This window comes from Reyranella sp. (genome assembly GCF_965249915.1).
Taxonomy (GTDB): Bacteria; Pseudomonadota; Alphaproteobacteria; order Reyranellales; family Reyranellaceae; genus Reyranella.
The window spans coordinates 4663945-4677103 of sequence record NZ_OZ252257.1; the positions used below are offsets into that span (position 1 = coordinate 4663945).

Sequence of the window (13159 nt, forward strand, 5' to 3'; positions counted from 1 at the left end):
CGAAATCAAGCTAACGAGCGGTGTTGACGGCGGCCAGAGCGTCGCGCCCATATCGGCCGCGAAAGGGAGAATCCATGACCGAGACTGCCCTGCCGCTGGCGGGATTGCGCGTACTGGACATCAGCTCATTCATCGCCGCACCGGCCGCTGCCGTCGTGCTGGGCGACTGGGGCGCCGACGTGATCAAGGTCGAAGGACCGGACGGCGATCCCAACCGCCGGATCATGCAGGATTCGGCGAACTATCCGAAAAGCCCGGTCAACTACCCGTGGCAGATGGATTCGCGCAACAAGCGCTCGATCGTGCTCGATCTCAAGCAGGCGGACGCCCGTGCCGCCCTCGACCGGCTGATCGCGACCTCCGACATCCTGATCTGCAACTTCCCGCCGCCGGTGCGCGACAAGCTGAAGCTCGCCTACGAGGACGTGAAGCAGGTGAACCCCAAGCTGATCTACGCTTCCCTCACCGGCTACGGCGAGAGCGGCCCCGATCGCGACCGGCCCGGCTTCGATGCCACCGCCTATTTCGCCCGCTCCGGCCTGCTCGATGCGCAGCGCTACGAAGGCGGACCGCCGGGCGTGCCCGGACCCGCCCAGGGCGATCGCGCGACGGCGATGGCGCTCGTCTCGTCCATCCTCATGGCGCTCATCCACCGCATGAAGACCGGCGAAGGCTCGTGGGTCGGCACCTCGCTGCTCGGCAACGGCCTGTGGTCGTGCGGCGTGATCGCCCAGGCAGCCCTCGTCGGCGCCTTCCTGCCGCACCGGCCGCCGCCCGACCGCCCCCGCTCGGCGCTGGGCAACATCTACCGCACGTCCGACGATCGCTGGCTGCAGCTCACCATCGTGCGCACCGACAAGCTCTGGGCGCCGCTCTGCCGGGCGATGGGACTTGAGGCCCTGATCGACGATCCTCGGTTCTCCACCGAGCCCGAGCGGCGCGCCCGCGCCGGCGAACTGGCCGGCATCCTGAGCGACACCTTCGCCACAAAGCCCTACGAGCACTGGCGCGAGGCGCTGGCGACGCACAGCGTCACCTTCGGCGTCATCAGCCGCCCGCAGGATGTTCCCGACGATGAGCAGGCCGTAGCCTGCGGCGCCGTGGTCGACACGGCGATCCCGGAGATGCCGCGGACGCTGGCCGATCCGATCCGCCTCGGCTTCGCCACCCAGCGCATCGCGCATGCCGCGCCGGCGCTCGGCGAACACAGCGAGCAGGTGTTGCGCGAGGCCGGGATGAGTGCGCAGGAAGTCGAGGCGCTCAAGGCCAGCGGTGCGCTTCGATGACGGCGGACGAACCGCTGCCGCTCGCGGGCCTCACCGTGCTCGACATCAGCTCCTTCATCGCCGCGCCCGCGGCGGCGGCGGCCCTGGGCGATTTCGGTGCCGACGTCATCAAGATCGAACCGCCGGTCGACGGCGATCCGCATCGCAACAGCTTCCGCAACGCCAGCTATCCGCAGAGCGACCAGAACTTTCCGTGGCAGCTCGACGGCCGTCACAAGCGCTCGCTGGCGCTCGACCTCAAGACCGACGGCGCCCGCACGATCCTCGAACGGCTGCTGAAGCGGGCCGACGTGATGATCGTGAACTTCCCGCCGCCGGCGCGCGAGCGGCTGCGGCTGCGCTGGGAAGACATCCAGCCGATCAACCCGCGCCTCGTCTACTGCTCGCTCACCGGCTACGGCGAGACCGGCCCCGACCGCGACCGTCCGGGCTTCGACATCACCGCTTACTTCGGCCGCTCCGGCATCCTCGATGCGGCGCGCTACGATGGCGGTCCGCCGGGCGTTTCGCTGCCGGCGCAGGGCGACCGCGCCACCGCCATGACCCTGGTCGCCGCGATCCTGATGGGCCTGCGACGGCGCGACCAGACCGGCAAGGGCGGCTGGGTCGGCACCTCGCTCTACGCCAACGGCGTCTGGGCCAACGGCACCACGGCCGCCGGCGCGCTGATCGGCGCGCAGCTGCCGGTGCGCCCGCCGCCCGACAGGCCACGCAATGCGCTGACCAACCTCTACCGCACGAAGGACGATCGCTGGCTGCAGCTGCTGATGGTCCGCGACGACCGGCTCTGGGCCACGTTCTGCGACATCATCGGGCGGCCCGACCTGATGGCCGATCCGCGCTTCACCGGACGGCCGGAGCGGCGCGCTCATGCCCAGGACCTGCACGACCTGCTGGCGCCGGTCTTCGCCGCCCGTACCTACGAGGATTGGGAGAAGCGCCTGTCGGGCACCGGCATCCCCTTCGGGGTGATCGGACGGCTGGCCGACGTGATCGACGACGAGCAGGCGGATCATGCCGGCATCTTCGCCGCTACGAGCAATCCCGCGATCCCGCGCACGGTGAACACGCCGATCCGCCTGGGCTTCGCCACGCCGCGCACCGCCGGCCCGCCCCCCGAGGTCGGCCAGCACAATGACGAGGTGCTGCGCGAGAGCGGCTTCAGCGAGCAGGAGATCGACGCCCTCAAAAAGTCGGGTGCTTTGGGGTAGGCTCTCCGGATGGCCTCACGCTTCCGGACCTATGCCGAGTTCTGGCCCTTCTATCTGCGCGAGCACGCGAAGCCCTCGACGCGGGCCGTTCATTATGTCGGCACCATCGCTTCCGCCGCCCTTCTGATCTGGGCGGTCGCATCGCAGAACTGGTGGTGGCTGCTGGGCGTCCCCGTGTGCGGCTATGGCCCCGCCTGGTTCGGTCATTTCTTCATCGAGAAGAACAAGCCCGCCACCTTCGAGGCGCCGCTCTGGTCGCTGATCAGCGATTACCGCATGTGCGGCCTCTTCCTCACCGGCCGGCTGGGTGACGAGCTGATGAAGCACCAGGTTCGGGCCCCCTAGAACGGATCGGTGTGGCCCCTTGCTTCCCGGGGGGGCCGACGCCACATTGCAGGCCGACACCCCAATCCGTTCGAGGACTCATGGAAACGATGCTGCAGGGCGCCGCGCCGCAGGCTGCCCCCGCCGACCTGATCAAGGACAGCGACCAGACGAAGTTCGCCAAGGACGTGCTCGAAGCCTCGCGCACGGTACCGGTGATCGTCGATTTCTGGGCGCCGTGGTGCGGGCCGTGCAAGACGCTCCAGCCGATGATCGAAAAGGTCGTCAAGGAGGCCAAGGGCGCGGTCAAGCTGGTCAAGATCGACATCGACAAGAACCAGATGCTGGCCCAGCAGCTGCGCATCCAGTCGATTCCGGCCGTCTATGCCTTCTTCGGCGGCCGTCCGGTCGACGGGTTCATGGGCGCGGTGCCCGAGAGCCAGCTGAAGGAATTCGTCGCGCGTCTCATCCAGGCCTCCGGCGGCGCCACCGGCGATCCGGCGGCTGCGGAGCTGGCCGAACTGCTCGAACAGGCCAAGGCCGCGGTCGCGCAGAACGACATGGATACCGCCGCGCAGCTCTACAGCGAGGTGTTGGGGCTCGAGCCGACCAATGTCGTGGCCCTGGCCGGTCTCGCGCGTTACCAGGTCTCGCTCGGCGATGTCGAACAGGCCAAGGAGCTGCTCGAGCAGATCCCGGCCAAGGAGCGCACCGGCGCCGACGTCGTGGCCGCCCAGGCGGCGATCGATCTTGCCGAGAAGGCCAAGGATGCCGGCCCGATCGGCGAGCTCAAGGCCAAGGCCGAGGCCGATCCGAAGGACTTCCAGGCCCGCCTCGACCTCGCCATGGCCTATTGGGCCGCAAACCAGAAACAGGAGGCGGTCGACGAGTTGCTTGCCATGATCAAGGCCGACCGCAACTGGAACGAGGCCGCCGCCCGCCAGCAGCTCCTGAAGTTCTTCGAGGCGCTGGGCTTCAGCGATCCCATTTCCGTCGACGGCCGCAAGCGGCTCTCGACCATCCTGTTCTCGTGAGCCCCTCTTCATGAGCGATTCGGAGCGCTCCTCTGACAGGCCGGCGCGCAATCCGTTCGAGCCGTCGTTCGAGCAGCTTCCCGAGACGCTGCCGATCTTCCCGCTGTCGGGCGTGCTGCTGCTGCCTGGCGGCAAGCTGCCGCTCAACATCTTCGAGCCGCGCTACCTCGCGATGATTTCCGACGCACTGGCCGGCTCGCGCATGATCGGCATGGTGCAGCCGGTTCAGCCCGGTGGCTTCGCCGGCGACGGCATGGCGACCGAGGATGGCCCGCCCAAGGTGCACCGCGTCGGCTGCGCCGGGCGCATCACCAACTTCAACGAGACCGAGGACGGTCGGCTGATGCTGGTGCTGAGCGGCGTCTGCCGCTTCGACATCGTGCGCGAGCTCGACCCCGCGCAAGGCGGCTACCGCCGCGTCTCGTCCGTCTTCTCGCCCTATCGCGCCGATCTCGACCATGCCGACGATGTCGTCGAACTCGACCGCGACCGGCTGATGGCTGCCCTCGCCGCCTTCTTCCGCGGCCGCCAGCTCTCGACCGACTGGGATGCCGTGAACAAGGCGGCCGACGCCAACCTCGTCACCTCGCTGTCGATGGTGCTGCCGTTCGGCCCGGCCGAGAAGCAGGCCCTGCTGGAAGCCGCCGACTCCACGGCGCGCGCCAAGCTGCTGATCGCCTTCCTCGAAATGAGCGCCTTCGGCGACAACTCGGACACACCGCCCGGCCGCACGAATTAGAGGCGTTCGGTCTCAAGTTGATTACCACCTCATCCCGAGGAGGCCCGAAGGGCCGTCTCGAAGGATGCTCAACAAACGTGGTGCTCGTGCCCATGCTTCGAGACGCGCTCCTGTGGAGCGCTCCTCAGCATGAGGTTGGTGTCGTTGAACCCAGCGTGCTCGGAAGGCTCTAATCGTCAGTCGGCGTAGGGCACGGGAGTCGACAGCGCCGGCTCCTCGTGTCGTGCCCAATAGAGTTCCTCGATGCGGCGCGACAGCGGGCCGGGCCGGCCGTCGCCGACGGGCCGCCCTTCGTAGTTCACGACCGGCATGATGCCGCCCGCCGTGCTGCTGATGAAGATCTCGTCCGCCTCGGCCACTTCGCGCGCCTGCACCGCTCGCACCTCGACCCGCAGCTGGAGCGTCTCGGCGATCTCCATCACGGTCCGGCGCGTCATGCCCTCGAACAGGCCGCGCGCCGGCGTGGCGAGCGCGCCGTCGCGGACGACGAAGACGTTGAAGCCCGGACCCTCCGTCACCGTGCCGTCGGCGGCCGGCAGCAGCGCGATGGTGGCATCGCGGTCATAGGCCTCGAAGATTCCCATCGTCAGGTCGAGCCAGTGGAAGTTCTTGATCCTCTGGTCGAGCGATTCCGGCGGGATGCGCTGCGTATGCGCCAGGATCATGCGCAGGCCCTCTTGCCGCTGGGCCTCGTCGGCGATCCAGACGAAAGGCTGCGCGAAGGCATAGAGGCGGTTGCGGCACAGGCGCGGGTCGCGCGTGCCCACCGGCGGCAGCCCTCGGGTACAGGTCACCTGCACGTAGGCATCGCGCAGGCCCGACCGGCTGGCACATTCGATCATGATGTCGGCGATCTGCTGCGCGGTCAGCGGCAGCGACATGCGGAGACCGGCCATCGACGACTGGAAGCGCTCGACATGGTCCATCAGCCGGAAGAAGCGTCCCTTCCAGACATGCGCCACATCGTAGGTCGCATCGGAGCGGACGAAGCCGCGGTCGAGGATCGGGACCGCAGCCTCCGACAATTTCATCCAGCGCCCGTCCATGTAGGCCACACCCTTGATGGCGGCGGTCTCGCTGTCACAGTCCATGGCCAGGTCCTCGATCGGTTTCGGCTTTCCCGACCAGGACCATGACTCAACGGGTTTCGATCGTCACATGCGCCAGTTCGTGGACCGACACGAGGCGTTGGCGAATGGTCTTGTCGTCGACCCCGCCCGCGACGCTGACGATCGCGGCATGGGCGCCGGGACCGATCCGCCAGATGTGCAGATCCGTGATGCGCGCATCGCCCGGCCCCTCGACCTGCTCCCGCACCTCGGCCTCGAGATGCGGATCGCTCGTGTCCAGCAGCACGGCAGCGGTGTCGCGCAGGAGGTTCCACGCCCAGACCGCGATCACGATGCCACCGATGATTCCCATGACGGGGTCGAGCCAGATCCAGCCGAGATAGCGGCCGGCCACCAGGGCCACGATCGCCAGGACGGAGGTCAGCGCGTCGGCCAGGACGTGCGCGAACGCCGAGCGCAGGTTGTTGTCGTGATCGGCGTGGTCATGTCCATGGTCGTGGTCATGATCGTGACGGTGGCCATGGCTGTGCCCGCCCGACAGCAGGAATACGCTGGCCACGTTGACGACCAGGCCCAGGATCGCGACGAGGGTCGCCTCGCCGAAGGCCACCGGTGAGGGATCGAAGAGGCGGCCGACGGACTCGAAGGCGATTCCCAGCGCGACCAGCGCCAGGACCAGCGCCGACGCGAAGCCCGACAGATCGCCGACCTTGCCCGTCCCGAAGGTGAACCGTCGATCGGCGGCATGTCGCCGCGCGAAGGCGTAGGCGCCGGCCGCAACGGCGAGCGCGCCGGCATGGGTGGCCATGTGGAAGCCGTCGGCCAGCAGGGCCATCGAATTGAAGACGATGCCGGCGGCGATCTCGCCCACCATCATCAGCGCGGTCAGCCCGACGACCCAGAGCGTGCGCCGCGCATTTTCATCGTGCCGCTCGCCGAGGAACACGTGATCGTGGGAAGGCTGCTCGATGTTCCGGGTGGTCATGTCGACCCCTTTCACTTCGCATAGCGGCGGACGACGGCGATCAGTTCCTCGGCGCCGGCGGCGCGCGCCGCGGCGTCGAGTCCCGGCCGTGCGACATGCTCGCGGACGTGGTCCTCGATCAGCTCGCCCATCAGGCCGTTGAGCGCACCGCGTGCGCCGGCGACCTGCTGCAGCACCGCGGCACAGTCGGCGTCCTGATCGATCGCTTTCTCGATCGCCGCCAGCTGTCCGGCGATCCGGCGAACCCGCGCCATCAGCCGGGCTTTGTTCTTCTGAAGGTGAGCCATAGTATACCCCCCTATACTATTTTCCCGTGGTGAGAAAGCCCGCATCCGACCGCGCCGCCGCGCACTAGGGCGGGCATCCGCCGCCGTGCTATAAGAGCGGCACAAAAATCAGGGAAACACCGCACGATGAGCCCTCCATCGGACGACCCCGCAGCCCCGCGCCGTGCCGGCGTGGATCCCAAGCTGCTCGAGATCCTCGTCTGCCCCGCCACGCACGGCCCGCTGGAATACGACGCCGCGGCCGGCGAGCTGATCAGCCGCAAGGCCGGCCTCGCCTACCCGATCCGCGACGGCATCCCGATCATGCTGGTGAGCGAGGCACGCCAGCTGCGGGACGTGCCGTGACGGCCGAATTTCCCAAGGCCGTGCCCGACGGCGGCAATTACGAATCGGACACGGCACCGTGGCCGACCGAACTGCGGGTCTTCAAGGAGGAGGGACGGCTGGAGATCGACTTCTCCGACGGCCATGCCTGCGCGCTCCCCGCAGAGTATCTGCGGGTCGAGAGCCCGTCCGCCGAAGTGCAGGGCCACGGGCCGAACCAGAAGAAGATCGTGGGCGGCCGCCGGCACGTGAAGATCGCCTCGGTCGAGCCGGTCGGCCACTACGCGATCCGCATCGTGTTCGACGACCGCCACGACAGCGGCATCTACAGCTGGGCCTATCTGCGCGAGCTCAGCGAAACCCAGGCCGAGCGCTGGGCCGCCTACGAGGCCGCCCTGGCCCAGCGCGGCCTGAGCCGGGACATCTGAACGGACCAACGAGCCAACCATGAAGATCATCATTGCCGGCGCCGGGATCGGCGGATTGACCGCAGCCATGTGCCTGCATCGTGCAGGGCACGACGTGCAGGTGTACGAGGCCGTCTCGGAGATGCGCCCGCTGGGGGTCGGCATCAACATCCAGGCCGGTGCGGTGCGCATCCTGTGCAGCCTAGGCCTCGAGCCCGCCCTCGCCGCCACCGCCATCGAAACGCGCGAGCTGCGCTACGCCAACCGCCACGGCCAGACGATCTGGGCCGACCCGCGCGGTCGCCATGCCGGCCTCCCCTGGCCGCAGTTCTCGATCCATCGCGGCGAGCTGCAGATGATCCTGGTCCGTGCGGCCCGGGAAATGCTGGGCGCGGACCGTATCCGGATGGGGCGGCGCATCGCGCGCTTCGCACAGCATCACGACAAGGTCTCCGCACAGTTCGTCGATCGCGACGGCATGCCCGTCGAGAACGTCGAGGCAGACATCCTCATCGGCGCCGATGGCATCCACTCCGCGGTGCGTGCGCACTATTACCCGGACGAGGGCCCGCCCAAGTGGCAGGGCATCCTGATGTGGCGCGGCGTCACCGTGGGCAAGCCCTATCTCGGCGGCAACACGATGGTGCAGGCGGGCCATCACAATCAGAAATTCGTCTGCTACCCGATCAGCCGCGCCCACGCCGAACGCGGCGAAGCACTGATCAACTGGATCTGCGATCTCCATATGGGCGACGACGCGCTGCCCTCGCGCGAGGACTGGAACAAGCCGGGCCGGCTGGAAGACTTCCTGCCGCGCTTTGCCGACTGGAATTTCGGCTGGCTCGATGTCCCCGAGGTCATCCGCAACGCCCATACGATCCTGGAATTCCCCATGGTCGATCGCGATCCGCTGCCGCGCTGGAGCCATGGCCGCATCACGCTGCTGGGCGATGCCGCCCATCCGATGTATCCGATCGGCTCGAACGGCGCCTCGCAGGCGATCCTCGACGGCGAGGCGATCACGCAGGAGCTGGCCGTCGGCGACGATCCCGAAATCGCGCTCAAGCGCTACGAGGAGCGGCGCCTGCCGCCCACCGCGCGCATCGTCGAGAGCAACCGGCGCAAGGGAATCGACGTGATGCTCGACATCGTCGAGCAGCGCGCCCCGCAGGGATTCACCGATCTCGAAAGCGTGCTGCCGTCGGACGAACTCGAGAAGATCGTCGGCGACTACAAGAAACTCGTCACGCAGGACCGCGAGACGCTGCTGAAGCTCGCCGCCGCATCGAAGTGACCGGCCCAAAAGAAAACCGGCCCCTCTCGGGACCGGCCGTGGTGGTGGTTTAGACCGGCCATCACATCGCCGGCCACCACCGAGAGAGAATGTGCCAGAGAGCGATGACAGAATTATGTCCATGACACAGGCATTTGCTGCCGTTTCCGGCAGGACCATCGCGCATGCGTCAAAGGTCCCTCACTGCGTTCGGGATGACACTGTCTTCTGCATCGACGCACTGCGCCAACTCCAGCAACATTGTCATCCCGAACGCAGTGAGGGACCTTTCTCTTCCCCCGAACTGCCAATTGCCACGGCCATTGAGGCTACCGGCGATTGCACCGTCGTTTCCCGAAGGGCGCGCGTATGAGTCTCGCCCGGGCCATCGCGACGGTCGGCGGGTTCACGCTGCTGAGCCGGATCGTGGGATTCGTGCGCGACATCGTGCTGTCGGCGGTGCTCGGCTCCGGCGCCGTGGCCGATGCGTTCTTCGTCGCCTTCAAGCTTCCCAACTTCTTCCGCCGCCTGTTCGCCGAGGGCGCGTTCTCGGCGGCCTTCGTGCCGTTGTTTGCGCGCGAATTGACGGGTGGCGGCCGTGCCGAGGCGATGACTTTCGCGCGCCAGGCCCAGGCCGCGCTGCTGCTGGTGCTGGTGCCGTTCACCGCCTTGTCGATCCTCGCGATGCCCTGGGTGATGGCCGTGCTCGCGCCCGGCATGCGCGACGACCTGCCGACCTTCGCCATGGCCGTCGAGTTCGGCCGCATCACCTTTCCTTACCTGCTGTTCATCTCGCTGGCCTCGCTCTATGGCGGCGTGCTGAACGGCATCGACCGCTTCGCCCATGTCGCCGCAACGCCGGTGCTGCTCAACCTCGCCCTGATCGGCGCCGTGCTGGGACTGACGCCGCTGCTCCCCAACTCGGGCTATGCCGCCTCGATCGGCGTGGCGATCGCCGGCGTGCTGCAATGGGTCTGGCTGCTGGTCGCCTGCGCGCGCGACGAGGTCGGCATGGGCCTGGTGCGGCCGCGCTGGACGCCGCGGGTGGCACGGCTGGTGAAGCTCGCGACGCCGGTCGCGATCGGCGGCGGCGTGCAGCAGATCAGCGTCGTGCTCGACGTGGTCTGGGCCTCGCTGCTCCCGGTCGGCACGATCTCGGCGCTCTACTACGCCGACCGCATCGCGCAGCTGCCGCTGGGCGTCGTCGGCATCGCCATCGGCACGGCGCTGCTGCCGTTGCTGGCGCGCGAGCTGCGGGCGGGCAACACGCAATCGGCCATGACCAACCAGAACCGCGCCCTCGAGTTCGGCCTGCTGTTCAGCCTGCCGGCGGCGGTTGCTCTGTGGCTGCTGGCCGACCCGATCATCCGCGTGCTGTTCGAGCGCGGCCGGTTCCTGCCCGACGATACGCTGCGCACGGCGAGCGCATTGGCGGCCTTTGCCGTCGGTCTCCCGGCCTTCGTGCTGGTCAAGGCGCTGGCGCCCGGCTTCTTCGCCCGCGAGGATACCCGCACGCCGCTCTACATCGCGCTGGCAGCGATCACGGCCAACGTCCTGTTGAACGTCTATTTCCTGTTCGGCACGTCGCTCGAGCTGGTCGGCATCGCGCTCGCCTCCTCGCTTTCGGGCTGGCTCAACGCGGCGCTGCTGGCCGCTGTCCTGCGCCGGCGTGGGCAATGGGTGCCCGACGGGCGGTTGATCGCCCGTGCTGTCCGCATCGCTGCCGCGAGCGCCGGCATGGGCGGGGCGCTCTGGCTCGGGCTGCTCTGGCTGGCCAGGCCGCTATCGCGCGCCGACATCGAGGGCGGCGTGGCGCTGGCCGGCATCTGCCTGATCGGTATTGCGGCCTATGCGCTGCTCGGCGCCGCGCTGGGCGTGGTCAGGATCTCCGAGCTGCGCTACGTGATGCGCCGCCAGCCCAACCTCAAGTCAGCCGACCCAGGCGAACAACCGTGACGCCGGGCCGCAGCGGCCGGCTCGACGAGGGCATGACCAGCACGCAGTCGTCGTAGGGCGTCGTCACCGGCTCGCCGTCGTCATGGCCCAGCACGGTGCCCGCCTTGGCGATCACGTCCTGGCCCTCGAAGCGCTGCGCCGGCGTGAAATTGCCGCGCTTGGTCGCGACCGCATGGGTCACCTCGACGACGCGCTGGCTCGCGGGCGCGGGCTGGCGCCATCCGGCCGGAAGATCGGCCTCTTCGACGATGCCCGTCTCGACCAGGAAGCGCGCCGTCACGTCCTTGGCGACGACGACCGAGGAGGCTCGCCAGTGCTGGCCGGTCTCGATCAGCAGCGCGTTCTTGGGGCTCTTCGGATCGCCGAACCCGCCATAGTCGCGCATGCGCATGCCGGCGGCGTGGCCGGCATCGCGCACGATGTCGACCGGCGTGCCGATCTTCTTGGCGAAGGCCACGCCCTTGTCGAGCGGCCCGGACAGCATCAAGGGCACGCCATCGTCGTGCATGGAATGGAGGTCGAGCAGCAGGTCGGCGCGTTCGACGAACGGCTTCAGCACCTGTGCGCGCCGGGTCTCGACAGTGGTCGCGGGCTCGTCGATCCGGCCCCAGACGCGGTTGAAATCCTCGTCGACCAGGCGCGACTTGAAGGGCGTGCGCCGGTCGAACGAGTGATAGGCCTCGATATTGTTGAAGGACAGGATCAGCGTGCCCTTGCGCGGCTTCACCTTCTGGGCCAGCAGCGCATCGACCACGATGGCACCCGAGACCTCGTTGCCGTGCGTCAGCGACGCCACCATCACGGTCGGCCCCGGCGTGCCGCTCTCCAGCACGTGGATATAGGGCGCGGCGCCCTTCTCCCAGCGGCGCAGGTCGGGGAAGGCGAATTCGATCGGCGGAGTCTCGGACATGTTCAGGACCATCGGCAGGTTGCACCGCTCCTTCGCATGCTAGTTTGCCAGGGACAAGGAGAAGCAAATGGCGCGCAGCCGGTACCGCTGGTTCATCGTCTTCCTGCTGTTCGCGATCACCGTCGTGAACTACGTCGACCGGGCGGCCCTCTCCTACGCCATCCCCATGATCCAGCGGGATCTCGGCCTGTCGCCGGCGGAGACCGGCGGCATCCTGGGCGCCTTCGGCCTGGGCTATGCGATCACCACCCTGATCGGCGGCTTCGCGGTCGACCGCTACGGCGCCCGGCTGATTCTCACGATTGCAGCCGTGCTGTGGAGCCTGTCCATCGGCGCCACCGCGCTCGCGACCAGCGTCACCATCCTCTATGCAGCGCGTGTGCTGTTGGGTGTTTCGGAAGGCCCCAACTTCCCAGCCCTGACCGGCGCGGTCAGCCACTGGCTGTCGCCGCATGAGCGCGCGACGGCGCTCGCCAATGCGCTCCTGGCCGTGCCACTTGCGCTCGCGATCGGAGGACCGCTGGTGACGCTGCTTCTCGGCTGGCTCGACTGGCGGCTCACCTTCGCCGCGCTGTTCGTCCTGTCCGCCGCCTGGATTCCGCTCTGGTATTTCTGCTTTCGGGACGATCCGTCGCAATCGCGCTTCGTGAACCAGGCCGAACTCGCCCATATCCGCAAGGTCGATCCCGGCGTCACCGCCGCGCCGCACGCGGTGCTGAAATCCTGGCCGGAGCCCGGCGTGCTCAAGGAACTGCTGACCAACCGAACGCTGCTCGCGAACTATTGGGCCTTCTTCGTCTTCGGCTATTTCCTGTTCTTCTTCATGAGCTGGCTGCCGAGCTACCTGGAACGCAAGTACGGGCTCGACCTCGCCTCGGTCGGCCTGTTCTCGGTCCTGCCTTGGCTGTCCGCCGCGTTCCTGCTGTGGGCCATGGGCCGCTGGTCGGATCATCTGCTCAAGACCACCGGCAGCATGCGCATCTCGCGCTCCTGGCTGATCGCCGGCAGCCAGTTCGTCGCCGCCCTCGCGGTCATCCCGGTGGCGCTCACCGACAACCTCACCGTCGCCATCGCCGGCATCACCCTGGCGGTCGCCTCCTCGATGGGCGCCAACGCGGCCTACTATGCGGTGAACGTCGACATCGTGCCGCAGCGCGCCGCGACGGCGCTCGGCATCATGGATTTCGCCTTCGCCATCGCAGGCTTCCTCGCGCCCGCCATCACCGGCTGGGTGCTCAACCTGCGCGGCTCCTTCGCCGACGGTTTCCTGCTGATGACCGTGCTCGCCCTGTCGTCGGTCGTGGTGGTCCTGCTGTTCCACCATCCCGATCGCGATAGCGAGAAGACCTGACG

General features: G+C 68.1%; 14 protein-coding genes. 10 read left to right on the forward strand and 4 right to left on the reverse strand.

What is annotated here, in order from left to right; all coding sequences use genetic code 11:
* Window positions 1-74 precede the first annotated feature (74 nt).
* The 5 genes from ACP15H_RS23045 (at window position 75) to ACP15H_RS23065 (ending at window position 4594) form a co-directional block, all read left to right on the forward strand.
* Complete coding sequence (locus ACP15H_RS23045; RefSeq protein WP_425068467.1) at window positions 75-1286, forward strand: CaiB/BaiF CoA transferase family protein; 1212 nt, start codon at window positions 75-77, stop codon at window positions 1284-1286.
* Entirely contained in the window at window positions 1283-2497 is a 1215-nt protein-coding gene (locus tag ACP15H_RS23050; protein WP_425068468.1) for a CaiB/BaiF CoA transferase family protein, read from the forward strand. The genes ACP15H_RS23045 and ACP15H_RS23050 overlap by 4 nt, the downstream gene beginning before the upstream one ends.
* A 9-nt stretch (window positions 2498-2506) precedes the next feature.
* Entirely contained in the window at window positions 2507-2842 is a 336-nt protein-coding gene (locus ACP15H_RS23055) for an Mpo1-like protein (protein WP_425068469.1), read from the forward strand.
* 80 nt (window positions 2843-2922) lie between these two features.
* Entirely contained in the window at window positions 2923-3855 is a 933-nt protein-coding gene (trxA, locus tag ACP15H_RS23060; protein ID WP_425068470.1) for a thioredoxin, read from the forward strand.
* A gap of 10 nt (window positions 3856-3865) precedes the next feature.
* The gene (locus ACP15H_RS23065; protein ID WP_425068471.1) at window positions 3866-4594 is read left to right on the forward strand and encodes an LON peptidase substrate-binding domain-containing protein; all 729 of its coding nucleotides are present in this window, start codon (window positions 3866-3868) and stop codon (window positions 4592-4594) included.
* A gap of 176 nt (window positions 4595-4770) precedes the next feature.
* Here the strand turns inward: ACP15H_RS23065 and ACP15H_RS23070 are convergent, their stop codons facing one another.
* From ACP15H_RS23070 to ACP15H_RS23080, 3 genes are read right to left on the reverse strand one after another with little or no spacing between them, the layout of a single operon-like run.
* Entirely contained in the window at window positions 4771-5685 is a 915-nt protein-coding gene (locus tag ACP15H_RS23070; protein WP_425068472.1) for an aminotransferase class IV, read from the reverse strand.
* A 46-nt stretch (window positions 5686-5731) separates the two neighbouring features.
* A complete protein-coding gene (dmeF, locus tag ACP15H_RS23075) occupies window positions 5732-6649 on the reverse strand; it encodes a CDF family Co(II)/Ni(II) efflux transporter DmeF (protein ID WP_425068473.1) in 918 nt (305 codons plus the stop codon).
* A gap of 11 nt (window positions 6650-6660) precedes the next feature.
* Window positions 6661-6936: a metal/formaldehyde-sensitive transcriptional repressor gene (locus ACP15H_RS23080; RefSeq protein WP_425068474.1), complete on the reverse strand. Its 276-nt coding sequence runs from the start codon at window positions 6934-6936 to the stop codon at window positions 6661-6663.
* 126 nt (window positions 6937-7062) lie between these two features.
* On the opposite strand from ACP15H_RS23080, the gene ACP15H_RS23085 reads away from it, so the two are divergent.
* The 4 genes from ACP15H_RS23085 to murJ all read left to right on the forward strand — a co-directional run bounded on the left by ACP15H_RS23085 (window position 7063) and on the right by murJ (window position 10896).
* A complete protein-coding gene (locus tag ACP15H_RS23085) occupies window positions 7063-7281 on the forward strand; it encodes a Trm112 family protein (protein ID WP_425068475.1) in 219 nt (72 codons plus the stop codon).
* 20 nt (window positions 7282-7301) lie between these two features.
* Window positions 7302-7688 carry a gamma-butyrobetaine hydroxylase-like domain-containing protein gene (locus tag ACP15H_RS23090; RefSeq protein ID WP_425069956.1) on the forward strand — a complete coding sequence of 129 codons (387 nt, stop codon included), beginning with the start codon at window positions 7302-7304 and terminating at the stop codon, window positions 7686-7688.
* Window positions 7689-7707: 19 nt separating this feature from the next.
* Window positions 7708-8961 carry a flavin-dependent oxidoreductase gene (locus ACP15H_RS23095; RefSeq protein WP_425068476.1) on the forward strand — a complete coding sequence of 418 codons (1254 nt, stop codon included), beginning with the start codon at window positions 7708-7710 and terminating at the stop codon, window positions 8959-8961.
* Window positions 8962-9309: 348 nt separating this feature from the next.
* Window positions 9310-10896: a murein biosynthesis integral membrane protein MurJ gene (murJ, locus tag ACP15H_RS23100; RefSeq protein ID WP_425068477.1), complete on the forward strand. Its 1587-nt coding sequence runs from the start codon at window positions 9310-9312 to the stop codon at window positions 10894-10896.
* Here the strand turns inward: murJ and ACP15H_RS23105 are convergent.
* Complete coding sequence (locus tag ACP15H_RS23105) at window positions 10865-11806, reverse strand: succinylglutamate desuccinylase (protein WP_425068478.1); 942 nt, start codon at window positions 11804-11806, stop codon at window positions 10865-10867. The genes murJ and ACP15H_RS23105 overlap by 32 nt on opposite strands.
* 67 nt (window positions 11807-11873) lie before the next feature.
* Here ACP15H_RS23105 and ACP15H_RS23110 point away from each other — a divergent pair, with 67 nt between their 5' ends.
* Window positions 11874-13157 carry an MFS transporter gene (locus ACP15H_RS23110; RefSeq protein ID WP_425068479.1) on the forward strand — a complete coding sequence of 428 codons (1284 nt, stop codon included), beginning with the start codon at window positions 11874-11876 and terminating at the stop codon, window positions 13155-13157.
* Window positions 13158-13159 lie beyond the last annotated feature (2 nt).

Excerpts from the sequence above, each read along its gene's own strand:
- ACP15H_RS23045 (WP_425068467.1), top strand. The coding sequence starts at position 75 with ATGACCGAGACTGCCCTGCCGCTGGCGGGATTGCGCGTACTGGACATC.
- ACP15H_RS23050 (WP_425068468.1), top strand. The coding sequence starts at position 1,283 with ATGACGGCGGACGAACCGCTGCCGCTCGCGGGCCTCACCGTGCTCGAC.
- ACP15H_RS23055 (WP_425068469.1), top strand. The coding sequence starts at position 2,507 with ATGGCCTCACGCTTCCGGACCTATGCCGAGTTCTGGCCCTTCTATCTG.
- trxA (WP_425068470.1), top strand. The coding sequence starts at position 2,923 with ATGGAAACGATGCTGCAGGGCGCCGCGCCGCAGGCTGCCCCCGCCGAC.
- ACP15H_RS23065 (WP_425068471.1), top strand. The coding sequence starts at position 3,866 with ATGAGCGATTCGGAGCGCTCCTCTGACAGGCCGGCGCGCAATCCGTTC.
- ACP15H_RS23070 (WP_425068472.1), bottom strand. The coding sequence starts at position 5,685 with ATGGACTGTGACAGCGAGACCGCCGCCATCAAGGGTGTGGCCTACATG.
- dmeF (WP_425068473.1), bottom strand. The coding sequence starts at position 6,649 with ATGACCACCCGGAACATCGAGCAGCCTTCCCACGATCACGTGTTCCTC.
- ACP15H_RS23080 (WP_425068474.1), bottom strand. The coding sequence starts at position 6,936 with ATGGCTCACCTTCAGAAGAACAAAGCCCGGCTGATGGCGCGGGTTCGC.
- ACP15H_RS23085 (WP_425068475.1), top strand. The coding sequence starts at position 7,063 with ATGAGCCCTCCATCGGACGACCCCGCAGCCCCGCGCCGTGCCGGCGTG.
- ACP15H_RS23095 (WP_425068476.1), top strand. The coding sequence starts at position 7,708 with ATGAAGATCATCATTGCCGGCGCCGGGATCGGCGGATTGACCGCAGCC.
- murJ (WP_425068477.1), top strand. The coding sequence starts at position 9,310 with ATGAGTCTCGCCCGGGCCATCGCGACGGTCGGCGGGTTCACGCTGCTG.
- ACP15H_RS23105 (WP_425068478.1), bottom strand. The coding sequence starts at position 11,806 with ATGTCCGAGACTCCGCCGATCGAATTCGCCTTCCCCGACCTGCGCCGC.
- ACP15H_RS23110 (WP_425068479.1), top strand. The coding sequence starts at position 11,874 with ATGGCGCGCAGCCGGTACCGCTGGTTCATCGTCTTCCTGCTGTTCGCG.